Source organism: Thermomonospora echinospora, from assembly GCF_900108175.1.
GTDB classification, from domain to species: Bacteria; Actinomycetota; Actinomycetes; order Streptosporangiales; family Streptosporangiaceae; genus Thermomonospora; species Thermomonospora echinospora.
The window spans coordinates 709,499-731,302 of the sequence record NZ_FNVO01000002.1; the positions used below are offsets into that span (position 1 = coordinate 709,499).

At 71.9% G+C, this 21,804-nt stretch carries 18 protein-coding genes; 9 read left to right on the forward strand and 9 right to left on the reverse strand.

Features of this window, described 5'->3' with window-relative positions:
• Positions 1-46: 46 nt before the first annotated feature.
• The 6 genes from C4U03_RS07515 to C4U03_RS07540 form a co-directional block, all read right to left on the reverse strand.
• Entirely contained in the window at positions 47-2,632 is a 2,586-nt protein-coding gene (locus tag C4U03_RS07515) for a bifunctional FO biosynthesis protein CofGH (protein WP_103936890.1), read from the reverse strand.
• Positions 2,633-2,713: 81 nt separating this feature from the next.
• The gene (locus tag C4U03_RS07520) at positions 2,714-3,697 is read right to left on the reverse strand and encodes a LysR family transcriptional regulator (protein WP_103936891.1); all 984 of its coding nucleotides are present in this window, start codon (positions 3,695-3,697) and stop codon (positions 2,714-2,716) included.
• A 323-nt stretch (positions 3,698-4,020) separates the two neighbouring features.
• Positions 4,021-4,917: a DNA-3-methyladenine glycosylase family protein gene (locus C4U03_RS07525; protein WP_103936892.1), complete on the reverse strand. Its 897-nt coding sequence runs from the start codon at positions 4,915-4,917 to the stop codon at positions 4,021-4,023.
• Between the two features lie 57 nt (positions 4,918-4,974).
• Positions 4,975-6,045, reverse strand: coding sequence for a mannose-1-phosphate guanylyltransferase (gene manB / locus C4U03_RS07530; RefSeq protein ID WP_103936893.1), 1,071 nt, complete (start codon positions 6,043-6,045; stop codon positions 4,975-4,977).
• Positions 6,046-6,152: 107 nt separating this feature from the next.
• Positions 6,153-7,295, reverse strand: coding sequence for a glycosyltransferase family 4 protein (locus tag C4U03_RS07535; RefSeq protein ID WP_103936894.1), 1,143 nt, complete (start codon positions 7,293-7,295; stop codon positions 6,153-6,155).
• A gap of 109 nt (positions 7,296-7,404) precedes the next feature.
• Positions 7,405-8,112: a class I SAM-dependent methyltransferase gene (locus C4U03_RS07540; protein ID WP_103936895.1), complete on the reverse strand. Its 708-nt coding sequence runs from the start codon at positions 8,110-8,112 to the stop codon at positions 7,405-7,407.
• Positions 8,113-8,356: 244 nt separating this feature from the next.
• Here C4U03_RS07540 and C4U03_RS07545 point away from each other — a divergent pair, with 244 nt between their 5' ends.
• The 6 genes from C4U03_RS07545 (at position 8,357) to C4U03_RS07570 (ending at position 13,699) form a co-directional block, all read left to right on the forward strand.
• Positions 8,357-9,286 carry a lysylphosphatidylglycerol synthase domain-containing protein gene (locus C4U03_RS07545; protein WP_103936896.1) on the forward strand — a complete coding sequence of 310 codons (930 nt, stop codon included), beginning with the start codon at positions 8,357-8,359 and terminating at the stop codon, positions 9,284-9,286.
• A 10-nt stretch (positions 9,287-9,296) separates the two neighbouring features.
• Positions 9,297-9,620 carry a thioredoxin gene (gene trxA / locus C4U03_RS07550; RefSeq protein WP_103936897.1) on the forward strand — a complete coding sequence of 108 codons (324 nt, stop codon included), beginning with the start codon at positions 9,297-9,299 and terminating at the stop codon, positions 9,618-9,620.
• A 385-nt stretch (positions 9,621-10,005) separates the two neighbouring features.
• Positions 10,006-10,428, forward strand: a complete 423-nt coding sequence (locus tag C4U03_RS07555; RefSeq protein WP_103936898.1) for a hypothetical protein — start codon at positions 10,006-10,008, stop codon at positions 10,426-10,428.
• 277 nt (positions 10,429-10,705) lie between these two features.
• The gene (locus C4U03_RS07560) at positions 10,706-11,122 is read left to right on the forward strand and encodes a hypothetical protein (protein WP_103936899.1); all 417 of its coding nucleotides are present in this window, start codon (positions 10,706-10,708) and stop codon (positions 11,120-11,122) included.
• Positions 11,123-11,288: 166 nt separating this feature from the next.
• Positions 11,289-12,494 carry an RCC1-like domain-containing protein gene (locus C4U03_RS07565; protein ID WP_235017703.1) on the forward strand — a complete coding sequence of 402 codons (1,206 nt, stop codon included), beginning with the start codon at positions 11,289-11,291 and terminating at the stop codon, positions 12,492-12,494.
• A 410-nt stretch (positions 12,495-12,904) separates the two neighbouring features.
• Positions 12,905-13,699 (forward strand): alpha/beta fold hydrolase, encoded by a 795-nt coding sequence (locus C4U03_RS07570; protein ID WP_200827091.1) that lies wholly within the window; start codon positions 12,905-12,907, stop codon positions 13,697-13,699.
• A 138-nt stretch (positions 13,700-13,837) separates the two neighbouring features.
• Here C4U03_RS07570 and C4U03_RS07575 read toward each other — a convergent pair whose 3' ends face one another.
• From C4U03_RS07575 to C4U03_RS07585, 3 genes are read right to left on the reverse strand one after another with little or no spacing between them, the layout of a single operon-like run.
• Positions 13,838-14,914 carry a glycosyltransferase family 4 protein gene (locus tag C4U03_RS07575; RefSeq protein ID WP_103936902.1) on the reverse strand — a complete coding sequence of 359 codons (1,077 nt, stop codon included), beginning with the start codon at positions 14,912-14,914 and terminating at the stop codon, positions 13,838-13,840.
• Positions 14,911-15,828 carry a glycosyltransferase family 2 protein gene (locus tag C4U03_RS07580; RefSeq protein ID WP_200827092.1) on the reverse strand — a complete coding sequence of 306 codons (918 nt, stop codon included), beginning with the start codon at positions 15,826-15,828 and terminating at the stop codon, positions 14,911-14,913. Before C4U03_RS07580 ends, C4U03_RS07575 begins: the two co-directional genes overlap by 4 nt.
• Positions 15,829-15,875: 47 nt before the next feature.
• Positions 15,876-18,053: a hypothetical protein gene (locus tag C4U03_RS07585; protein WP_235017691.1), complete on the reverse strand. Its 2,178-nt coding sequence runs from the start codon at positions 18,051-18,053 to the stop codon at positions 15,876-15,878.
• 56 nt (positions 18,054-18,109) lie between these two features.
• Here C4U03_RS07585 and C4U03_RS07590 point away from each other — a divergent pair, with 56 nt between their 5' ends.
• The 3 genes from C4U03_RS07590 (at position 18,110) to C4U03_RS07600 (ending at position 21,689) form a co-directional block, all read left to right on the forward strand.
• Positions 18,110-18,994: a TIGR03089 family protein gene (locus tag C4U03_RS07590; RefSeq protein WP_103936905.1), complete on the forward strand. Its 885-nt coding sequence runs from the start codon at positions 18,110-18,112 to the stop codon at positions 18,992-18,994.
• A gap of 58 nt (positions 18,995-19,052) precedes the next feature.
• Positions 19,053-20,465: an LCP family protein gene (locus tag C4U03_RS07595; protein ID WP_103936906.1), complete on the forward strand. Its 1,413-nt coding sequence runs from the start codon at positions 19,053-19,055 to the stop codon at positions 20,463-20,465.
• A gap of 99 nt (positions 20,466-20,564) precedes the next feature.
• Complete coding sequence (locus tag C4U03_RS07600) at positions 20,565-21,689, forward strand: acyltransferase family protein (protein ID WP_103936907.1); 1,125 nt, start codon at positions 20,565-20,567, stop codon at positions 21,687-21,689.
• Positions 21,690-21,804: the final 115 nt, after the last annotated feature.

Below are 21,804 nucleotides of genomic sequence, written 5' to 3' on the forward strand. Positions count from 1 at the left end.
AGCGAGGGCCGACCGGCCGGCGCCGCGGGGTCCCCGCGAGGGCGGATCAGGTGACCAGGGGGAGGTCGAGTCTGCCACGCCCGGGGGCGCCAAGGGCGAAGTGGCCCACCCCGTCGGTGCGGCGGGCGGCCTCCTGCCGTTCCTGCGAGGGCGTCTCATACAGGGTGGTGCGCTGGACGGCGCGGCGGCCAGCGCGGGTGGCGATCTCCTCCAGCGAGGTGATCGTCTTGAACGAGCCGTTGTCGGAGCCGGCCATCCGGCTGATGGTCTCCTCCATCAGCGTGCCGCCGAGGTCGTTGACCCCGCCCCGCAGCACCTGGGCGCACAGCTCGTCGCCCAGCTTGACCCACGAGCACTGGATGTTGTCGATCGCCCCGTGCAGCAGGATCCGGGCGAGCGCGTGCACGGCCCGGTTCTCGCGCGCGGTGGGCCCGGGGCGGGCGAGCCCGGCCAGGTAGATCGGTGAGTTGTGGTGGACGAACGGCAGCAGCACGAACTCGGTGAAGCCGCCGGTCCGCTCCTGGATGGAGCGCAGCAGCCGCAGGTGCGCCACCCAGTGCGCCGGGGTGTCGACGTGCCCGTACATCATCGTGGACGTCGTCGGGATGCCCAGCTCGTGCGCGGTGGTGACCACCTCGACCCAGGCGGAGGCGGGCAGCTTGCCCTTGGTGAGCACCCACCGCACGTCGTCGTCGAGGATCTCGGCGGCGGTGCCCGGCAGCGAGTCGACCCCGGCCTCCTTGGCGGCCTGCAGCCAGTCCCGGATGGACATGTCGGTGCGGCTGGCGCCGTTGACGACCTCCATCGGGCTGTAGGAGTGCAGGTGGATGCCCGGGGCGCGGCGCTTGACCTCGCGGGCCAGGTCGAAGTAGGCGGTGCCGGGCAGGTCCGGGTGGATGCCGCCCTGCATGCAGATCTCGGTGGCCCCGGCCTGCCACGCCTGGTCCACCCGGTCGCCGACCTGCGCGAGCGACAGCGTGTAGGCGTCGGCGTCGGTGCGGCGCTGGGCGAACGCACAGAACCGGCAGCCGGTGTAGCAGACGTTGGTGAAGTTGATGTTGCGGGTGACGACGTAGGTCACGTCGTCGCCGGCCGTCTCCCTGCGCAGGTCGTCGGCGAGCCGGGCCAGGGCCTCCAGCTCGGGGCCGTCGGCGTGCAGCAGGGCGAGGGCCTCGTCGTCGGACAGGCCGGCGGGGTCGCGTTCGGCGTGGGCGAGGGCGGCCTTGACGTCGGCGTCGAAGCGGCGCGGTCCCCGTACGCGGTCGCGTAGGGCGTCCCAGTCGCCGTAGACCTCGTCGAAGTCGTCGCGGCGGTCCGTGGTGCGGCCGGTGGTGTCGATCTCGACATGGAGGTCGGTACGGCCGGCGGACTGCGGGAACCCGCCGTCGGGCTCCTGCCAGGGGCGTCCCTGGAGCACGGCGTCCTCGCGGGCCAGGCCGGTGGCGGGGTCGGCCAGCGCGGCGACGTGCGCCGACAGCCGCGGGTCCAGCCAGGGCTCGCCGCGCATGACGTACTCGGGGTAGATGGTCAGCCGTTCGCGCAGCGTGAAGCCCTGCTCGGCGGTCCTGGCGGCCAGCTCGTCGAGCTGCGGCCAGGGCCGTTCGGGGTTGACGTGGTCGGGGGTCAGCGGCGAGACGCCGCCCCAGTCGTCGATGCCCGCCCGCAGCATCAGCGCGTACTGGTCGTCCACCAGGTTGGGCGGGGCCTGGATCCGCGCCCTGGGGCCGAGCACCAGCCGGGCCACCGCGATGGTGGCGGCCAGTTCGGCCAGTTCGGCGTCGGGGGTGTCGCGCATCTTGGTGTCGGGCTTGGCGCGGAAGTTCTGGACGATGACCTCTTGGATCGCGCCGTACTCGCGCATGGTCCGGCGGATGGCGAAGAGGGCGTCGGCGCGCTCGGCGACGGTCTCGCCGATGCCGATGAGGATGCCGGTGGTGAACGGGACGTTGGTGCGGCCGGCGTCCTCCAGCACCCGCAGCCGCACCGCCGGGTCCTTGTCGGGGGAGCCGAAGTGCGGGCCGCCGCGCTCGCTGAACAGCCGGGTCGCGGTGGTCTCCAGCATCATCCCCATCGAGGGGGCGACGGGCTTGAGCCGCTGGAAGTCGCGCCAGGTCAGCACGCCGGGGTTGAGGTGCGGCAGCAGCCCGGTCTCCTCCAGCACCCGCACCGCCATGGCGCGCACGTAGGAGAGGGTGTCGTCGTAGCCGTGCGCGTCGAGCCACTCGCGGGCCTGGCGCCAGCGGTCCTCGGGCCGGTCGCCCAGCGTGAACAGGGCCTCCTTGCAGCCCAGCGCCGCGCCCTGCCGGGCGATCTCCAGTACCTCGTCGGGGCTGAGGTAGGGGGCGTCGAGCCGGTGCGGGACGGTCGCGAACGTGCAGTATCCGCAGCGGTCCCGGCACAGCCGGGTGAGTGGGATGAACACCTTGCGGCTGTAGGTGACGACCCCGGGCCGGCCGGCCGCCTCCAGGCCCGCGTCACGGGTCCGGGAGGCGTACTCCAGCAGCCGGTCGAGGTGCGGGCCGCGGGCGTGGAGCAGGGTGGTGGCCTCGGCATGGTCGAGGGTCTTGCCGTCGCGTGCGCGGGCCAGCGCCCGCCGTAGTGCCGACTCGGTCACCGTGCTGGCAGCGTCCATGCCCCGCACTCTATGCCAATCGTCATATTCGGCCACCGACCGACCCTGCTCGCAAACCGGTCAGCAAGGTGCGGACCGGGTCTATTCCCGTTCTCGGCCCGTTCCGGCGTCGCGTTCCCCTCGGGGCCGCATCAGGGTCAGGCTGGGGAAGCGCCCGGTCAGGTCGGCGGCGGAGGCCCGCAGCGCCTCCAGAACCACTCGCACCGACGGCCGCACCTCGGCGCCGATCCGCGTCCAGACCACGATGTGGCGGCGCAGTTCGGCGTCGGCCAGGTCGCGCACCACGACGCCGGGGAACCGCTCGGCCTGCCCCACGTCCGGGAACAGGCAGGACGCCGACGCCTGCCCGACCAGCGCCATCATCACGTGGACGTCGTTGGTGCGGTGCCGGATGTGCGGGCGGTACCCGGCCAGGTCCACGCAGGCCCGCTCCAGCAGTTCGGCGTGGTTGGTGCCTGGGTGACCGGTCACCCAGGCGTCGCCGGCCAGGTCCGCCAGCCGCACCGGGCCGTCGCCGGCCGCCGCCGGATGGTCGCGCGGCAGCGCCAGCCGCATCGGCTCGGTGATCAGGTGCTGGGCCGTCAGTTCCGGGCGGCGGGGCCGGGGCAGCGCCGAGTACTCGTCGGTGATCACGATGTCCACCTCCTGCAGCACCAGCGCCTGCAGCACCCGGGCGAACTCCTCGTCGATCACCTCGACGGTCAGCTCCGGATGCCGCTCGGCCAGCCCGGGCAGCACCGGGGCCAGCAGGTTGATCAGCGCGGTCTGGTACCCCACCACGCGCACCGCCCCCACCACCCGGCCGGAGGCGGCCACGGTCTCCTCCTCGGCCTGCTGCGCGCGGGCCAGCAGCGCCTCGGCGTGACCGGCCAGCACCTCGCCGGCCTCGGTGAGCCGCAGGCGCCGTCCCGCGCGCTCCACCAGCGGGACGCCCACCTCTCGCTGGAGTTGCGCGAGCTGCTGGGAGACCGCCGAGGGGCTGTAGCCCAGGGCCTGGGCCACCGCGCCGACCGTGCCGCGCAGCTTGAGTTCGCGCAGAATCCGCACCCGGGTCAGATCCAGCATAGTTCAGTGATTCTTACATGCTTCGTACAGAAATCGTCGCTGGACCTGAACAATCGCCGGGGTCAGACTGGAGGGGCGACGGCGGACGGCGACCCCGCCGGCCGATCGCGACCCGCGCGGGAGCCCACCGTTCACGCCCTTCCGGGCTCTGCATCGAAGGAAGACCCCCATGTACTTCGTCATCGGCATGCTCATCACCCTGGCCGTCCTCGGCCCCCTGTTCGGCGCCGACACCCGTGACGGCCTCGACTGGGCCCCCGGCAACTTCTGGCTGCGCCGCAGGTCGGACGGCCGTGGCCGCCGTTCGCACGGCCGGCCGAGGTTCACCAGGACCGATAGTCGCGCACAGGCATCCGCGGCCCGCGCCGTGCGGGACGGGGGCCGGACCGCTCCAGCAGCCGGGTGACCCGGTACCGATGCCCCGCATAGGGCTCCAGCAGTTCCAGCATCCCGGCGTCGTCGACCCTGCGGCCCGCCAGCGCCCAGCCCACCAGGGCGGGCAGATGGTAGTCGCCCACCGAGACGGCGTCGGGATCCCCGACCGCGCGCTGCCGGATCTCGGCGGCCGTCCACACCCCGATCCCGGGCAGCGACCGCAGCCGCCGCTCGGCGGCGTCCTCCTCCAGCCGGGACGCCGCCCGGGCGGCGTTCACGATGGTGCGCGCCCGGACCGCCTCCGCACCCGCCCGGTGCCACTCCCATGAGGGAATGCGCGCCCACACGGCGGGCGGCGGGGGCACCCGCATCTCCGGGGCGCCGGGGGCCGGCTCCCCGAACCGCCGCAACAGGTACCCCCAGGCCCGCCAAGCCTCGGTGGTGACCACCTTCTGCTCCAGCACGGCCGGCACCAGCGCCTCGAAGACCCGATTGCTCCGGCCGACGCGTAGCCCCCGCCACCGGGCCAGCCCCTCCTTGACCACCGCGTGCACCGGCTCCAGCGACCCCGGCTCGTCCTCGGCGCCCAGCAGTTCCGGCAGCCCGTCCAGCAACCAGCCCGCCCCAGGCCCCCACGCGGACGCCTCCACCACGCCAAGGTCGGCCCGTTCCCGGACGCGCAGCGTGCCGGGCCCGTCGGGAGTGAACGAGGCGCGCCAGACCGCCCCGTCGGCCGTCACCCGGTACGCCGGGTCGTGGCGGCCACGGCAGTGCGGCTCCAGCGTCCCGGCCACGTCCAGCGGCCACGGCGGCCGCCACGTCCGGGTACGGCACACCACGGTCATGCCGGCAGGGTAGACGACCGCCTCGGCCTCGTGAGGAACGGGATGTTCCTCTTGATGTCAGGCGTCGTGGGAGAACCGGACGGCCATCGGGGGCAGCTCGACGCCCGGCCACACCCGCAGCCCGTTCAACAGCTCGTTGCCGGGGCCGACGCACGCCCCGTCCCCGATCACCACGTCCTCCAGCACCGCGCCGGTGCAGATCCGGGCGCCCCGGCCGATCACCGAGCGCACCACCCGGGCGGCCGACTCCACCACCGCGCCGTCGAACAGCACGCTGGACTCGACCCGCGCCTTCGGCCCCACCCGGGCGCCCTCACCGACCGTGGTGCCACCGCCGACCTGGGCGCTGGGCGCGATGAACGCGCCGTCCAGGCTCAGCACGCCGTGCTCGGCGCCCGACACCACCGGCGAGGTCATCGCCCCCGTGACCAGGTCGGACGCGCCGCGCACAAACGCCGCCGGAGTGCCCACGTCCAGCCAGTACGCCGCCTCCACATAGCCGATGATCGCCGCGCCGCCGGCCAGCAGACCGGGGAAGACCTCGTACTCGGCCGACACCACCCGGCCCGGCGGGATCTCGTCGATCACCGACCGGCGGAAGATGTAGCAGCCCGCGTTGACCTGGTTGGTCGGCGGGTTGGGGGACTTCTCCACGAACGCCAGCACCCGGCCGTCCGGGGAGGTCGGCACCGCCCCGTACCGCCGCGCGTCCTCCACCAGCGTCAGGTGGAGGGTGACCGCCGCGTCGGCCTTGCGGTGCGCGGCGAGCTGGGCGCTCAGATCATGGCTGGACAGGATGTCGCCGTTGAGCACCACCACCGGGTCGGCGGAGCCGCCGGTCAGCGCCTCCGAAGCGTTGCGGATGGCGCCCGCGGTGCCCAGCGGCTCGTCCTCGGTGACGTACACGATCTCCAGGCCCAGCCGGGAGCCGTCCCCGAACGCCTCGCCGAACATCGAGGCGCGGTAGGAGGTGGCGAACACGATGCGCCGCACCCCCGCCTCCCGGGCCCGGGTGAGCTGGTGCTCCAGCAGCGGGACGCCGGCCATGGGAAGCAGCGGCTTGGGGGTGGAAAGCGTCAGCGGCCGCAGCCGGGTGCCCTGCCCGCCCACCAGAAGAATTGCCTCCACGCGCTCCCCTTCGACATCGACGCGACCCTCGGGGCACCGAGCCTAGTCAACTTTCCCCTCATGATCGCCGCGCCCGACTCCCGGAACGGTACGCGGGCCGGAAAGGTTCACTGGCCCGCGAGCAGGCCCGCCGCGTGCCGGTAGGACCTCAGGTGCGCCTCGGCCGAGACGGTCCAGCTGAACCGCTCGGACCGGCGGACCGCGGCCTCGGCCAGCGCGGTCCGCCGGCCCGGGTCGCTGATCAGCTCGCGCAGCGCGGCGGCGATGGCGTCGGCGTCCGGCTCGGTGTAGGCGACCGCGTCCCCGCCGACCTCGGGCAGGGATGAGCGGCGGGTGGTCAGCACCGGGGCGCCGCAGGCCATCGCCTCCAGCACCGGCAGGCCGAAGCCCTCGCCCCGGCTCGGCAGCGTCACCGCCAGCGCGCCGCCGAGCAGGCCCGGCAGCGACGCCTGGCTCAGATAGCCAGGCCGGATTACCCGCAGGTGCACCGGCACGGTCGCCAGCGCGGCGTCCACCTCGTCGTCCCAGCCCCCGGGGCCGCCGGCCAGCACCAGGGCGGGCGGCTCGTGCATCTCGGCGACGGCCCGCACCCAGCCGCGGATCAGGTTGGGCACGTTCTTACGGGGCTCCAGCGCGCCCAGGTACGCGATGTAGGGATGGCCGTGCAGGCCGAGCCGGTCGGACACCCGCTTGACCTCGTCGGCGGCGGGCGGGCGGAAGACCCGGTGGTCGACGCCGTGGTAGGCCACGTCGATCCGGGCCGGGTCCGCGGCCAGCAGCCGCACCAGCTCGTCCCGGGTCGCGTTGGACGGCACGATCAGCCGGGTGGCGCGGCGGGCCGCCGTGCGGGTGGCCGAGCGCAGGTAGCCGGAGCGGACCGGGTCGTGCTCCTCCGGCTCGCTGAAGTGCGTCACGTCGTGCACGGTCACCACGGTCGGGCAGCCGGCCTGCAACGGCACCATGTAGTACGGCTGGTGGATGACATCCGCGCCGGTCTGCCTGGCGACCAGCGGCAGCCCGTTCTGCTCCCACGCCAGCCGCGCGGACCGGTGGACCAGCGTCACCGGTCCCGCCACGATCCGTGCCCGGGGGGCCAGTGCGCCGTACCGGGCCTCGTCGGAGCGCTGGCAGGCGACCACCAGGTCCGCGCCCAGCTCGTGCAGGGCGCCCAGCAGTCCGTCCACATATCGGCCCAGCGCACCACGGTCGGCGGGTACGGCGGTGGCGTCGACGAGAATCCGAGGCGCCACGGTCCTCCCTAGGATCGTCGTGTCGGGGATCACGTCCCGTTTGAGAGGGTACGCCGATCCCGTGGGTCCTGGCGGGTATCCGTCCAGGGTCGTCCCTGGAGGCGGCGGTTCAGGCCCGTTTGCGCGCCCGGACGAGCACGATGCTGCCCCGGTCGTTGGGGGCGCGCCGGTCGGCCAGCGCCACCAGCGGGGCCAGCGGGGCGGCGGCGTTGAAGCCCACCCTGCCGCCGTAGGCCGACAGCGACAGGTACAGCCGCTCGGCCGCCGCGGTGCGGAACTGGTAGGAGTACCCCACGACGTCCAGGCCGTGCTCGTCCATCAGCCCGCCCAGCGACTCGTGGGTGTAGGTGTGCTGGACGTGGTACTTGGCCTTGTGGGCGTCGCGCAGCTTGGGCCAGGCGTCGGCGCGGCTCAGCACGTCGGCGGACATGAAGATCTCCCCGCCGGGACGCAGCACCCGCGCCATCTCCGCCAGCGACCGCCCGCCGTCGTCGAAGTGCTCGATCGCGCAGACCGACAGGACGGCGTCGAAGGCACCGTCGGCGAACGGCAGCGCCAGGGCGTCACCCTCGATCAGCGCCGGGGAGTGCGCCAGGGTCTTGCCGTACTCCATCTTGCCGCGGGCGATGTCGATCGACACCGCGTGCGCTCCGCGCCTGCGGGCCTGCCCGGCCCAGTACCCGTCGCCGCCCGCGACGTCGAGCACCTTTTTGCCGCGCAGGTCGCCGCCCATCCATCGCAGCAGCGTCCCGGCCTCGCGGAACCGACAAATGTGCACCTGGTGGCCGACGAAGGCGACCGCATCAGCAAGCTTCATAGCGCAGGCCAGCCTATTGCCTCACCGCCTCCGGCGGTCCCCATCCGGCCATCCGCGGGGCTGTTCCGGAGGCGCCCGGCCGTCTCAGGGCTGTCCCGGAGGCGCCCGGCCGTCTCAGGGCTGTTCCGGGGATGGCGCGCCGGCGGCCGCTCTCCCGATCCGTGTCGTACGGTGTCGTACGGTCCGGGGCGGGGTGCCGGGCGGCTCGCCTAGGCTATGGCGGGTGTTTTCCAAGCAGCGGGTCATGAGCGCGGCGCGGGCCCTGTTGGTGCTGCTCGCCGTGGCCTTCTGCGCCTACAGCCTGGTGTCTCAGTGGGAGGAGACCCGCGAGGCGTTCGCGCGGATGTCGTGGGCGGCCATCGTCGGCGCCTTCCTGGCCGGGGTCGGCGGGCTGGTCGCGTGGATGCTGGGCTGGCGGGTCTTCCTGGCCGGGCTGGGCTCGCCGCTGCCGCTGACCGCCGCCTCACGGCTGTCGTTCATCTCCGGGCTCGGCAAGTACGTGCCGGGCAAGGTGTGGGCGCTGGTCACCCAGATGGAGCTGGGCCGCCAGTACGACATCCCCCGCATCCGCAACGTCAGCTCCTCGCTGCTGGCGATCGCGTCGACGACGGCGTCCGGGCTGGCGGTGGCGGCGGTGACGCTGCCGCTGACCTCGCCCGCGGCCACCGAGGACTACTGGTGGCTGTTCCTGCTGGCGCCGGTGCTGATGGCCTGCCTGCATCCCCGCATCGTCACCTGGGGCATCGACCTGCTGCTCCGGCTGGTGCGGCGGCCCCCGCTGGAGCATCCGGTGAGCCTGGCGGTGACGCTGCGGGCGGTGGCGTGGACGGTGGTGGGCTGGGCGCTGTTCGGCGTGCACACCTGGCTGATCGCCAACGCGGCCGGCGGGGACGGCCGGGGCCTGCCGTTCCTGGCGACCGGCGCGTACGCGCTGGCGTTCACGGCCGGTTTTCTGGTCTTCATCGCGCCCAACGGGCTCGGCGCCCGGGAGGCGGTGATCGTCATCACGCTGTCGCCGGTGCTGCCGGCCGGCGCCCCGCTGGTGGTGGCGCTGGTGTCCCGGGTGCTGCTGTCCCTGGCCGATCTGACCTGCGCGGCGGCGGCCTTCGCGATGGGCCGCAGGGCGGGAATGAACCGGCCGCCGACAGACTTGACACCGATAGGCAGTCGATGAAGGAGAGATCGTGAGCGCACCGATCAAGGTGACCGACGAGACGTTCGACGAGCTGGTGCTCAAGAGCGACAAGCCCGTGCTGGTGGACTTCTGGGCCGAGTGGTGCGGGCCGTGCCGGATGATCGCGCCGATCCTGGACGAGATCGCCGCCGAGTACGACGGCCGGCTCACGATCGCCAAGCTCAACGCCGACGAGAACCCGGCCACCCAGGCCAAGGCCGGCGTGATGGGCCTGCCGACCCTCAACCTCTACGTGGGCGGCGAGGTCGTCCAGCAGATCGTGGGCGCCAAGCCCAAGCGCGCCCTGCTGGCCGCCATCGACCCGCACCTGTGAGCCAGGGCCGGTAAGCCGGTAAGCCGGTACGACACTCCGTCAGGGGCGCCCGCGACACCGCGGTGCGCCCCTGACGCGTATCACGCCGCGGTTCCCGGCGAGGTCGCGCATCCTGCCGGTGCGCCCTACGGGCCGCTCCCCCGGCCAAGGTGATCCGCCGGCTGGGAACGCCGGCCGGGCCACGGGCCGCGGCCGAGAAACGGCCCTCACCGCCGGGCGAGGGCCCGTCGTGTTCCACGACAACCGAGCGGCAACAGCCGCGCTGGACCCTGAGACCGGAGAGCACATCCCCGGAACGGCACGGCGAGGCCGGGTGAAGCAGCCCGGAACTCGCCTCGTGCTCACGTCCGGACCGTGGGAACAGCGTCAGAAAGGATCCGCTCACATGGGCAGGACGAACAATCGTCTCGCGCAACTGGCCGTCGCCACCGCGGTGGTGGCCGGAGGCGTCGGCGTGGTGACCGCGCCGGCGGCCTCCGCGGCCAGCGTCACGTGCACCATCGACTCCGTCACCAACGCCTCCACCGCCGGCTACAAGTACGTCAACGTCACCTGCAAGGAGGGCTCGATCTCCCCGCCGGACTTCATCTACGACGTCCAGATCTGGGGAGAGGACACCTGGAGCGACGACTACCTCGCGACGGTGTACCCGCCGAACTACTATCCCGCGAGCCTTTACGTCCATGGCTCCGTCCTCAACGAGGACTATGGCGACAAGGACGACATCTACGTCAAGGTTCGCTTCCAGAAGTCCACCGGCGGGCTCTACTCCGTCCGTTCCAACACCGTCCACGGCTGGTGGAGCTGACCTCGCCTCCTCCGGGCGCCTCTCCCCTCCGCGGGGAAGGGCGCCCGTCGCACGTTCCTTCAGACGGCAGTGATCCCGGCCCGCATGGGCCGACCTTCTGCCATCGGACGGGGCGTCAGACGTCGAGCGCCGCACAGACCCGCTTGCCGAGCGGTGAGCAGGGCGGCAACCGGGCGGCAACCGGTGCGGCGAACCAGGCCGCGGCCGTGCTCATCAACTGCGGCGAACAGGTGCGGCGCACCGGCGCGCACCGGACGACAGGAACGGAACGGCGAACATGAGGATCCACAAGAAGGCCGCGGGGGCGCTCGCGGCGGCGGCGCTGGCGACCGTCGGGGCGGTGTCCGTCACGGGCCCCGCACAGGCGGCCGCCGCAGGCTGCGTCCTCTCCATCACCCCGGTGCGGGGCAACATCTCCTACCTGCACGTCTCGAACAGGTGCGTCCCCGAGCGGAGCACCGACAAGATCACGCAGACCATCTACTGGGGGGCCGACTGGCCGGACAACGACGACTATCTGCTCGACCGCCGCTACCCCTCGCTCTGGGACACGTTCACCGTGCACCGGGTTTCCCTGAACGAGGACTCGATCAGCCGCGATGAGGTCTACACGGAGAACCGGTTCGTGCGGACGAACGGCACCTACTACATCGTCAAGTCGAACGAAGTCCGCAAGGAGTTCGTCCCGACCTGACATCCCCGAGTTCTCCGGGAAGGCCGGCAGGCGGCGGCCGGGATGCTGCGGGCCGCCCTCCGCCGGCAGACGATCGCAGCCTCGCGAGCGCCGAGGCGTGCACTCCCCATCCTGATGAAGCGAGGTCATGAGCATGAGAGAAACGCTGAGGAGAAGGACGGTGACGATGGCCGCGGTGGTCATCGCCACGGTCATCGCACCGTCGGGTACAGCCGCGGCCGACGACGGTACAGGAACGCCGATCAACCGGACGGTGGGCTGGGGTTCGAACGCGTACGGCCAGGCCGGCAGTGGGATCGTCCAGGCACAGCACAGAACGCCGGTGGAGGTCGCCGGGTGGCCGCAGTCCAGGTACAGCCAGGTCGCCACCGGCGAGACGCACAGCCTGGGCATCGGGCCGAACCGGGTCCTGCAGTCGTGGGGAAGCAACTCCTGCGGTCAACTGGGCACCGCCGGGGGTTCGCGGAACGTTCCGGAGCCGGTCCGTGGAGCACCGTCGAACATGTACGGGGTCGCCGCCGGCCGTGATTTCAGTTTGGCGTTGACGGGCACGGGCCGGGTCTACGCGTGGGGCTGCAACGACAAGGGGCAGCTCGGCCTGGGCACGACCAGCGGGCCGATACGCTCCCCGGCCCTGGTCCCCGGGCTGGAGGGGATCATCCAGATCACCGCCGGCTATGACCACGCGCTGGCGCTCACCTGGGACGGGCTGGTCTACGCCTGGGGGCTCAACGACGACGGGGAGGCCGGTGACGGGACCGCGTCACCGCGACCCGCTCCGGTACCGGTGTACGGGCTGAACAATGTGCGTGCGGTGGCCGCCGGCATCCACCACAACCTGGCGGTGCGCAACGACGACAAGCTGTTCGCCTGGGGCCGCAACGCCAGTGGCCAACTCGGCACCGGCTCGTCCTATCAGGACCAGCTGACGCCGGTGCAGGTGCCCATCCCGGCACGGGTGCAGAACGTCGCGGCGGGCGGCCATCACAGCCTGGCGTTGACGACGAGTTATCAGATCTACGCCTTCGGCGACAACTCCTACGGGCAACTCGGGTTCGGTGACCTGGTCAATCGCACCACCCCTACCTTGATCCCGTCGCTCAGCGCCATCCACAACGTATCGGCGGGCGTGGACTTCAGCCTGGCCCAGACGCCTCCTGATCCGGCCTTCCCCAGGTACTCCATCTACGCCTGGGGCCGCAACCACATCGGCCAGCTCGGCACCGGCAGCACCGCGTCCGTCAACGCACAACCAGAGCTGGTTCACCGTACGAGAGATGAGCCTCCGCTCCGCGTGGCAGGGGTCTTCGCCGGGTCGTCGTCCAGGCACGCCTTGGCGATCCAGGTCACTCCCTGGTGGACCGGCCCCTGACACGGACACTCGCTCGCCGACGAACACGAACCGTCCCCTGGCAGCGAGGCGACTGTTCCAGCGCCGGTCGGCGACCTGGCCCCGCAGAGCGTCCAACACCACGTCGCTGGAACCGCATCCTCCGGTCGTCCAGGCGGCGCGCAGGCGTTCGGGCTCACCCGGGGCGTAGAAGCGTATGAGGGCTTCGGTGAGGGAGGCGGTGTCGTCGGGGCCGCAGAGGATGCCGGATGCAGGATCACGGGCTGCGATCGTGAACCAGAACGCCCTAGAGTGGCCTGTCGGCTCCCCGGAGATCATGCGCGGCGGTGACGGGCGCCCTCCATCTGTCCGGGAAGCGGCCGGGACAGGTACTCCGGGAGCGAACGATTCATGCGCCGGGCAACCCCTCTTCGACATCGGAGGGAATGACGATGACCACCGCGAGGACGACGACCGTCCGGGGGATGCGGCTGTCCTTCGTGGACTTCGGTGGTGCGGGGGTGCCCGTGTTGGCACTGCACGGGCACTTCGGGCGGGCCCGGTCGTTCGCCGGGGCGGCCGCCGCGCTGGCGCCGGAGTACCGCCTGATCGCGCTGGAGCAGCGGGGGCACGGGCACAGCGAGCGTGACGGCGACTTCTCACCGGACGCCTACGTGGCCGACGCCGCCGCCTTCGCGCGCTCTCTGGATCTGGGACCGCTCGTGGTGCTCGGCCACTCGATGGGCGGGGTGGTGGCGTTCCGGCTGGCGGCGCGGCACCCCGAACTGGTCCGGGCACTGGTCGTCGAGGAGGGCGGCGCCTGCAACCGGCGACCCGAGATCCCCCACCCGGTGCTGGACGTACGGGACTGGCCACAACGCGCCCCGACGCTGGGCGAGCTGAAGCGCCGGGTCGAGGAAGAGGGGATCCCGGACGCGGGCTACTTCCTGGAGAGCGCCGTCGAACGGCCGGACGGCTGGGGATTCCTGTTCGACTACGACGACATGATGCGGTCGCAGGAGGCGCTGATCGGCGACTGGTGGCCGGACTGGCTGGCCTCCACCTGCCCGGCCCTGCTGATCCACGGCCTGGACAGCTTCGTGCTGCCGACCTCGATGGCGCGGGAGATGGCGCAACGGCGCCCCGGGACCACGCTGCGGGAGTTCCCCGGCTGCGGGCACTGGGTACACGATGACGACCTGCCCGGTTTCGCCTCGGCGGTACGGGACTTCCTCACCCCACTGTGACCGGGCCGCCCACGGCCCAGACGGCCGCCCATGGCAGGCCACCGCCGGTGTCCTTGGGGGTCGATAGTGTGCAGCCGCTTGTCCGCAACGCCCCTCGCCGTCTGACGCACACGTACGCGACCACGTCCTCCAGAGCGGTCAGCCGGACAGCAGTCGGTCCAGGTAGGCGGACCACAGCGGGGCGTCGTCGACGGGGCGGACGGAGGCGCGCAGGCGTTCCGGCTCGCCGGGGGCGTAGAAGCGCTTGAGGGCGTCGGTGAGCGAACCCTCGTCGTCCGGCTCGCAGATCAGGCCGTCCACGCCGTCGCGGATCTGGTCGGGGAAGCCGCCGACGCGGGTGGCGATGACCGGGACTCCGTGTTCGAAGGCCATCCAGACGTTCTGGGAGGCCGTCGCGGAGCGGTAGGGCAGGACCAGGGCGTCGGCGTCGGCGAACAGGCCGGGGACGTCGGCGGCGGGAACGTAGCCGGAGCGCAGTTCGACCCGCTCGGTCAGGCCAAGGGAGGCGATGAGCGCGCGGGTCTCGTCCACTCCGCCCCAGAACTCGCCCGCCACGGTCAGGTTCACCTCGGGCGGTCCCGCGGCCAGAGCGCGCAGCAGCACGTCCAGGCCCTTGTAGGGGCGGACGATGCCGAAGAACAGCAGCCGGTTGCGGACGCCCTCACCGGAGAGGCTCCCGGAAGGACGCGCCGGCAGGTGCGGGGGCATCTCGGCGACGGTCACCGGGCGGCTCGTCAGCGTGCGGGCCAGCTCCGCCTGCTGCTCGGAGTGGACCAGGACGCCGTCGACTCGGCGCAGCAGCGCCTTCATCAGCGGCACGTCGTAGGGCTTGCGCTCGTGCGGCAGCACGTTGTGGCACAGCGCCACCGTCCTCGCCCGGCCGCGCAGGCCCCGCAGGATGCCCAGGTAGGACGGGACCTGGATCGGGGTGAGCACCGCCACGACCACCAGGTCGGCCGAGCGCAGCGCGCGGCCGGTGCGCAGCCAGCCGTCCGGCCGGTACCACGCCAGCTCGCGGCGGGTGCCGGGGAACGGCTCGCCCTCGGGTGCGTCAATCGTCTGCTGCCCCGGGTACAGGAAGCCCGGGTACTGGGCCTTCCACGACTCGATCACCACATCGTGGCCGGCCGCCGCCAGGCGGTGCGCCAGTTCGGTGGTGTGGTGCGCGCCGCCGCCCTTGTAGGGGAACGCCGGGCCGACGATCCCGATCCTCATGTGTCACCCCGCGAGCGCACGATCAGGTCGGCCAGCAGCGCCAGCGAGGCGATCAGCAACCCGGTGATGAAGATCATCACGGTGTTGTTGGCGAAGTAGCCGAAGTGCACCACCATGTCGAACACGCCCTTGGCGATGCCGATGCCCAGCAGCCACAGCGCCGGCGGCATCAGCACCTTGAGCGGGTTGAAGTACATCACCATCCGCAGCACCTGCAGGATGTAGCGGTAGGCGTCCTTGGTGAAGTGGAACTTCGACGTGCCGGCCCGCTTGTAGTAGTCGATCGGCAGGTAGTGCACCGGGTGCTGGTTGGACAGGAACGCGATGGTGATCGTGGTGACGCAGGAGAACCCGGGCGGCAGCAGCCGCAGGTAGGGCAGCGACACCTCGCGGCGGAACGCGCGCAGCCCGGAGTTCAGGTCCGGGATCTTGGTGTTGGTGAGCCGCTCGGCGACCTTGCGGATAAACCACTTGGCGGGCACCCGCAGCACCTTGTGGGTGCCGGCCTCGGTCAGCCGGGCGCCCACCACCTGGTCCACCGCCGGGTCGGTGTCCAGGATCTCCACCAGTTCGGGGATCCGCTCGTTGGGGTAGGTCATGTCGGCGTCGGTCCACACCACGATGTCGCCGCGCGCCTGCTGGGTGCCGATCCGCCGGACCGTCCCCGAGCCGCTGTTGTGCTGGAACGCCATGATCCGCATGTTGGGGAAGCGGGGCGCCGCCTCCCGCAGCCGCTCCAGGGTGGCGTCGGTGGAGCAGTCGTCGACGGCCAGCAGTTCGTAGGTCTTGCCGGCGGCGTCCATCGCCTTGCAGATGCGCTCGACCTCATCGATGACATGGTCCTGCTCGTTGTAGCAGGGCAGGACGATCGTCACGTGGACAGGGTCGGCCGGGGTCTCGGGGTCGGTGCTCACGCGGGCCGAGAATACCGACGCTACTGAGTACCTGCCCAATCTTCGTGTCAAAGCCCGTCAGGGGGCGGCTCGGCCATCCACACATCGATGGCCAGCGGCCAGGTGCCATCAGGCGGCTTCACCAGGGAACGTTCGTCCTGCCTGGTGCGCAGCCGGAAGATCTGCTCGGCGGCGCCGTACCCGGACACCTGGGCCGGGTCGGCGCCCAGCACGGCCGGGCGCCGCCCGGCGTCCCGGATGCCGTCGATGACGCGCTGCACGTCGCCGCGGCCCGCGCCGGGCGCCAGCCGGGCCGCCGGGATGCCGCACATGCCGCGGATGACCTGGACGAAGCGGTCGGCGGTGACGGGTTCCACGATGACGACCGAGCGGCCGGGGCCGATCTCCCGGCACATCGCCCGCACCTGCGCGACCTCGCCCTGCTCGGTGGGGGTGAGCATCAGCGGCCGGGACGTGACCGCGATCGGCACGAGCACAGCTGCCACGCCCGCCAGCGCGACCGGCATGACGGCCCACCGCCACCGCCCGGTCCGCCGGACGTACCGGACGCACCACGCCAGCCCCCACAGCGCCAGCAACAGGAACCCCGGGATGACGAGGGAGATCAGGCGGCGGGAGGCCCAGGGATGGTCGGGGGTGATGCCGGGCCGGTACAGGGTGGTCACCGCGGTCCAGGCGATCATCATGAACGGCAGCACCCACTCGCCGTTGGACCGCCGCAGCAGCCGCCGGGCCAGCAGTGGCGCGCCCAGGGCCGCCAGCAGCAGCACCGGCACCCCGACGTACCACGCCACCCAGTGCAGCGACAGCTCGCTGTACTGCCGCCACCCGTCCACCGCCACGTGGTTGATCCGCTGGACCTCTTCGAGGAACTCGACGTTGATCCGGTCGTCCTCGGTGCGCGGGGCGCGCCGGACCGTCTGCACGTAGGGCCGGACCGCGAAGCCGGCGACCACCAGCAGCACGCAGACCGCCGCCACATCGGGCAGCCGCCCGGCGGAGGCGGCCACGCCGAGCCGGCGCAGCCGGACGCCGGTCGGCGGCCACCGCAGCGCCGCCACCATCAGCACCGTGCCGGCGATCACACCGGCGGCCAGCAGCAGCGCCGGGCGCAGCGAGTCGCTCAGGTAGTCCAGGTAGGGCCGGGACTCGACGTACCCCTCCAGCAGCCCGGCGCCGGCGCCCAGGGCCAGCCCGGCGACCAGCGGCGGCCAGGTCGGACGGCGGCGGGCGGCCATCAGCCCGGCGAACACCACGACCGGCAGCAGGTCGCGGATGCCGTCGATGCGTACCAGCACGATCAGCCCCAGTGCCAGCCCGCCCAGAAACGCGCGGACCCGCGCCGCCCCCGACTCCAGCTCCCGCACGTCCTGCAGCAGGCTCAGCCCGCCCAGCAGCAGCACCAGCGCGGGCAGCTCGCTGTAAGTCGAGCGCGCCAGCCACTGCATGGGCAGCGTCAGCGCCAACGCCAACGCCCCCACCGGAGCCCAGCGGGGGCCGACCAGCCGCGCGGTCAGCCCGCCGAACGACAGCACCGCGCAGGCGCCCAGCAGCGGCGCCATCGCCAGCATCGCGTCCGTGCCGCCGAGCCAGCCGCCCAGCGCCAGCACCAGCGGCAGCCCGGCCATGAACTGCGGGACGACCTGGCCATCGCCGAGCTCGTAGAAGGCCGGGCTGTCGTAGCGCAGCACCGGGTCGCCGCCGCCGAACGCCCAGCGCATCGGGTCGATCGGCAGTGCGCCGTGGTCGTTCAGCCAGGTCGCGAACTGTACGTAGGAGGCCGGGTCGCGGCGCACCACGACCTGCTCGGCGGACATGGCCAGTTCCAGGGCGAAGAAAGCGACGGCCACGGCCACCACCCCGCCGGTCACCCACCACGAGACCGGCCCGCGCAGCCCGGCGGTCAGCTCCAGGCGCGTACGGTCCCAGAAGCCCGCCTTCAGGACCAGGAACGCCACCGGTACGAACAGCGCAAGCGCCGGGCCCAGGCGGTACCAGCCCGCCATGAACAACGGCAGCGACACCGCCAACCAGGCCACGATCAGCAGCGCGGGCGCCACGGTGAGGCGGGTCAGCACCCGTCCGGCGCGGGTGGAGTTGCCCCGCACGTCCGGGCCGTTGGAGAACGGCATCGGCAGCCGCAGCCGCGCGGCCCTACGTCCGGAGGGTGCGCGCTCGCCCGGTTCCGCCGACCGCTGTGCGCTCAGCTGCTGTGATTCGTCCACTGCAAGCGCAGGGTAGCGGGCCGCCCGCCGCCGGGTGGAGCCGTACGCTCGGCGACATGGCTGACAACGGACTTGCGGAACTACTGGCTGGGCGGCTGGCCGAGGACCCGTCGCGCCCCCTGGTGACCTTCTACGACGACGCCACCGGCGAGCGCGTCGAGCTGTCGGGCAGGACGTTCGCCAACTGGGTGGCCAAGACCGCCAACCTGCTGGTGGACGGGCTGGGTGCGCAGCCGGGCGACCGGGCGGTGCTGGTGTTGCCGCCGCACTGGCAGACCGCGGTGTGGCTGATGGCCTGCTGGTCGGCCGGGCTGGTCGCCGAGCCGGTCGAGCCGGACCGGGTGGGCGAACTCGTGAACGGGGTCGTGGACGGGGTCGAACCGGACGGCGGTCGCGGCCCGTACCTCCTGGTGGCCGCCGAGGAGGTGCTGTCGTTGCCCGGCTGGTACGACGCGCACGCCGCCGACGCCGAGGAGGTCGTCGGCCTGTCGCTGCATGCGCTCGGCGGCCCGCTGGGCGATCACCCTGCGGAGATACTGGACTACGCGGTGGAGGTTCGGGGGTACGGCGACCGGTTCGTGTCCTACGCTCCGGTGGATGTGACGGCTCCCGTGCTCCGCGTGGCGGAGGAGACACCAGCGACAAACGTGACATTTGCCACACTGACCGCCGGCGAACTGACCTCCCGATCCGCCGCCGCCGCCCATGACTGGGGGCTGGACGCCCGCAGCCGGGTGCTGACCGACCTGCCGTTCACCACCCTCGGCGGACTGCTCGTCGGGCTGGTGGCCCCCCTCGCCGCGGGGTCGTCCGTCATAATTCAACGAAATCTCGACGAAGCCGTCCTCAATCGACGAATCTCTCTGGAGCATGTGACAGCGGTGGCCGGTGTGCATGGATGGGACGATGCGTCCGGGTCCGTCCGCCGGCTGACGACCTAGCCGCGACCGAGTCCGACCGACCCCCGAGCCGGGGGCCCGTGCCCGACTGCAGGAGCCCATGAACAGCAACCCGATGTACATGGAGTACGTCGACGACGCAGACCCGGCGCCCGAAAGACGCCGCGGCTGGCGCGTCCTCGGCTGGGTCGCCATCGGACTGTCGGTCACGCTGGTCAGCTCCAGCCTCGGCGTCTACGGCTACTACCGGAAGCTGAACGGCAACATCGCCCGGGAGAACATCAACTACGGGCCCCGGCCGGAGAAGCTCAACGACGCCCTCAACATCCTGGTGCTCGGCTCCGACACCCGTACCGGCGCCAACGCCAAGTACGGCAAGAGCATGAAGAACGACCCGCCGCGGTCGGACACGATGATCCTGCTGCACCTGTCGCCGGGCGGCGAGCAGGCCATCGGCATCAGCTTCCCCCGCGACCTGATGGTGCCGATCCCCTCCTGCCGCAGCCGCGAGGGCGGCACGGTGCCCGCCTCCAGCCTCGCGATGATCAACGAGTCGTTCACCCGGGGCGGGGCCGCCTGCACGGTCAAGACCATCGAGCACCTGACCAACATCAAGATCGACCACTTCCTCCAGGTCGACTTCGTGGGCTTCAAGAGCATCACCTCCGCCGTCGGCGGCGTGGAGGTCTGCCTGCCCAAGGACGTCAACGACCCGCAGGCCAGGCTGCGGCTCAGCAAGGGCCGGCACACCATCGAGGGCGAGACCGCGCTGGCCTACGTGCGGGTGCGCAAGGGGCTGGGCAACGGCTCCGACACCGACCGCATCAAGCGCCAGCAGCAGTTCCTGGCCTCGCTGGCCAACAAGGCGATGAGCGCCGGGGTGCTCAGCAACCCGGTCAAGCTGAACGCCCTGCTCAGCGCGTCCACCAAGTCGCTGACCACCGACGAGGAGCTGAACATCGGGGCGATGACCAAGATCGCCCGCGGGATGCAGGGGTTGACCGCCGGCAAGCTGCGCTTCGTCACCGTGCCGTGGGGGGCCTACGCGCCCGACCCCAACCGGGTGGCGCTGCGCCAGCCCGACGCCGACCGGTTCTTCTCCGCGATCCGCAGCGACACCGGCATCGCCGAGGAGCGGCCCGCCGCCGGCTCGTCGTCCAAGATCTCGCCCAGGCAGGTGCGGGTGCGGGTCTACAACGCCAGCGGCATCGACGGCCAGGCCCGCCGGGTCGCCGACCAGCTTGAGGAGCAGGGCTACCAGGTCGCCGGGGTGGGCAACCTGAGCAGCCGGCGCAACACCCGGGTGCTGTACGGGCCGGGCGCCGAGCACCAGGCCCAGGCGCTGGCCGAGGTGGTCTCCGGCGCCGACCGGCCCGCCGCCCGCGCCAACGGCAGCCCCGGCATCGTGGACCTGGTGGTGGGCCCGGACTGGACCGCCCTCAAGCCCCGCAAGACCGGCATCCCCCGCCAGCAGGACGAGGTCCGGGCGACCGACGACGTCTGCAAGACCTGACGGACCCCTCGGCCCGGTCGTCCGGTTTGCCCGTTCCGATCTTCCGGCCTCGGGTACCGTCGGACGGCGAACGACTCCCCACCACGCACGTCTGGACCCATGACTCAGATCCTCCCGCCCCGTTCCCACCGGTCCGACGGCACCGGCGGCGCCGCCGCGAGCGCCCCGCAGGCCGCCCCCGCGCCCGCACCGCGCAAGGAACGCGACCCGTTCTTCGACAACGCCAAGTTCCTGGCCATCCTGCTGGTGGTGGTCGGGCACTCCATCGTGGGACTGCGGGACGTACCGCTGGCCAAGGCGGCGTACCTGGCGATCTACATGTTCCACATGCCGCTGTTCATCGTGGTCACCGGCTATCTGTCGCGGAACTTCACCTTCGGGTCCGGCAAGGCCCGCAAGCTGATCGTCCAGCTCGGCGTGCCCTACCTGGTGTTCGAGTTCGCCTACTCGATCTACGACTGGCAGGTCGGCCGCAACGACCTGGAGATCACGCTGCTGGACCCGTACTACCTGACGTGGTTCCTGATGGCGCTGTTCCTGTGGCGACTGTCCACCCCGGTCTGGCAGCAGATCCGCTGGCCGCTGGCCATCGCGGTGGGCATCTCGCTGCTGTCGTACATGGACGACCTGGGCGGCGACCTGGAACTGCACCGCACCCTCGGGCTGCTGCCGTTCTACGTGCTGGGCCTGCTGCTGCGGCCCGAGCACTTCGAGATCGTCAAGAAGCCCGCCGCGCGGATCTTCGGGCTGGTGACGCTGGGGGGCGCCCTGGCGGTGGCGTTCGTGGCCGCCGGGCGCATGAACATCGACTGGGTGTACTGGAAGCACGGCCACGACAAACTCGGCGTGGACAACCTGACCGGCACCGCGATGCGGCTGGCCATGATGCTCGCCGCGGTGGTCCTCATCGCCGCGTTCCTGTCCCTGGTGCCGCGCCGCCGCACCTGGTTCACCAACCTGGGCGCCATGACGCTGTACGCCTACCTGCTGCACGGGTTCCTCACCCGGTTGATGAAGTTCACCTCCTTCGACGACCTGGAGTTCTGGCACACCGTGCCGGGCGTGCTGACCATGGCCGCGGTCGCGGTCGTCGTGGGCACCCTGCTGTGCACCCCGCCGGTGGTGAAGTCCATGAAGTGGCTGCTGGAGCCGAAGATCGGCTGGGCGTTCACCGGGCTGCGCCGGCCCCAGCCGGCCCGGCCGGACCGGGGCGCACGCCGCTGAACACACCGGAACGGGCCGGTGCGACGATCCTCACCGACCGCACCACATCCCGCCGAGTCCGTTAACCTTCCCCATACCAGGCATTCACCCGAAGCCGCCGCCCCGGTGATGGGTT

Bases quoted from the DNA above. Each gene is read 5' to 3' on its own strand.
- C4U03_RS07515 (WP_103936890.1), bottom strand. From the start codon at position 2,632: ATGGACGCTGCCAGCACGGTGACCGAGTCGGCACTACGGCGGGCGCTG.
- C4U03_RS07520 (WP_103936891.1), bottom strand. From the start codon at position 3,697: ATGCTGGATCTGACCCGGGTGCGGATTCTGCGCGAACTCAAGCTGCGC.
- C4U03_RS07525 (WP_103936892.1), bottom strand. From the start codon at position 4,917: ATGACCGTGGTGTGCCGTACCCGGACGTGGCGGCCGCCGTGGCCGCTG.
- C4U03_RS07540 (WP_103936895.1), bottom strand. From the start codon at position 8,112: ATGAAGCTTGCTGATGCGGTCGCCTTCGTCGGCCACCAGGTGCACATT.
- C4U03_RS07545 (WP_103936896.1), top strand. From the start codon at position 8,357: ATGAGCGCGGCGCGGGCCCTGTTGGTGCTGCTCGCCGTGGCCTTCTGC.
- C4U03_RS07555 (WP_103936898.1), top strand. From the start codon at position 10,006: ATGGGCAGGACGAACAATCGTCTCGCGCAACTGGCCGTCGCCACCGCG.
- C4U03_RS07560 (WP_103936899.1), top strand. From the start codon at position 10,706: ATGAGGATCCACAAGAAGGCCGCGGGGGCGCTCGCGGCGGCGGCGCTG.
- C4U03_RS07565 (WP_235017703.1), top strand. From the start codon at position 11,289: ATGGCCGCGGTGGTCATCGCCACGGTCATCGCACCGTCGGGTACAGCC.
- C4U03_RS07570 (WP_200827091.1), top strand. From the start codon at position 12,905: ATGACCACCGCGAGGACGACGACCGTCCGGGGGATGCGGCTGTCCTTC.
- C4U03_RS07575 (WP_103936902.1), bottom strand. From the start codon at position 14,914: ATGAGGATCGGGATCGTCGGCCCGGCGTTCCCCTACAAGGGCGGCGGC.
- C4U03_RS07590 (WP_103936905.1), top strand. From the start codon at position 18,110: ATGGCTGACAACGGACTTGCGGAACTACTGGCTGGGCGGCTGGCCGAG.
- C4U03_RS07595 (WP_103936906.1), top strand. From the start codon at position 19,053: ATGAACAGCAACCCGATGTACATGGAGTACGTCGACGACGCAGACCCG.
- C4U03_RS07600 (WP_103936907.1), top strand. From the start codon at position 20,565: ATGACTCAGATCCTCCCGCCCCGTTCCCACCGGTCCGACGGCACCGGC.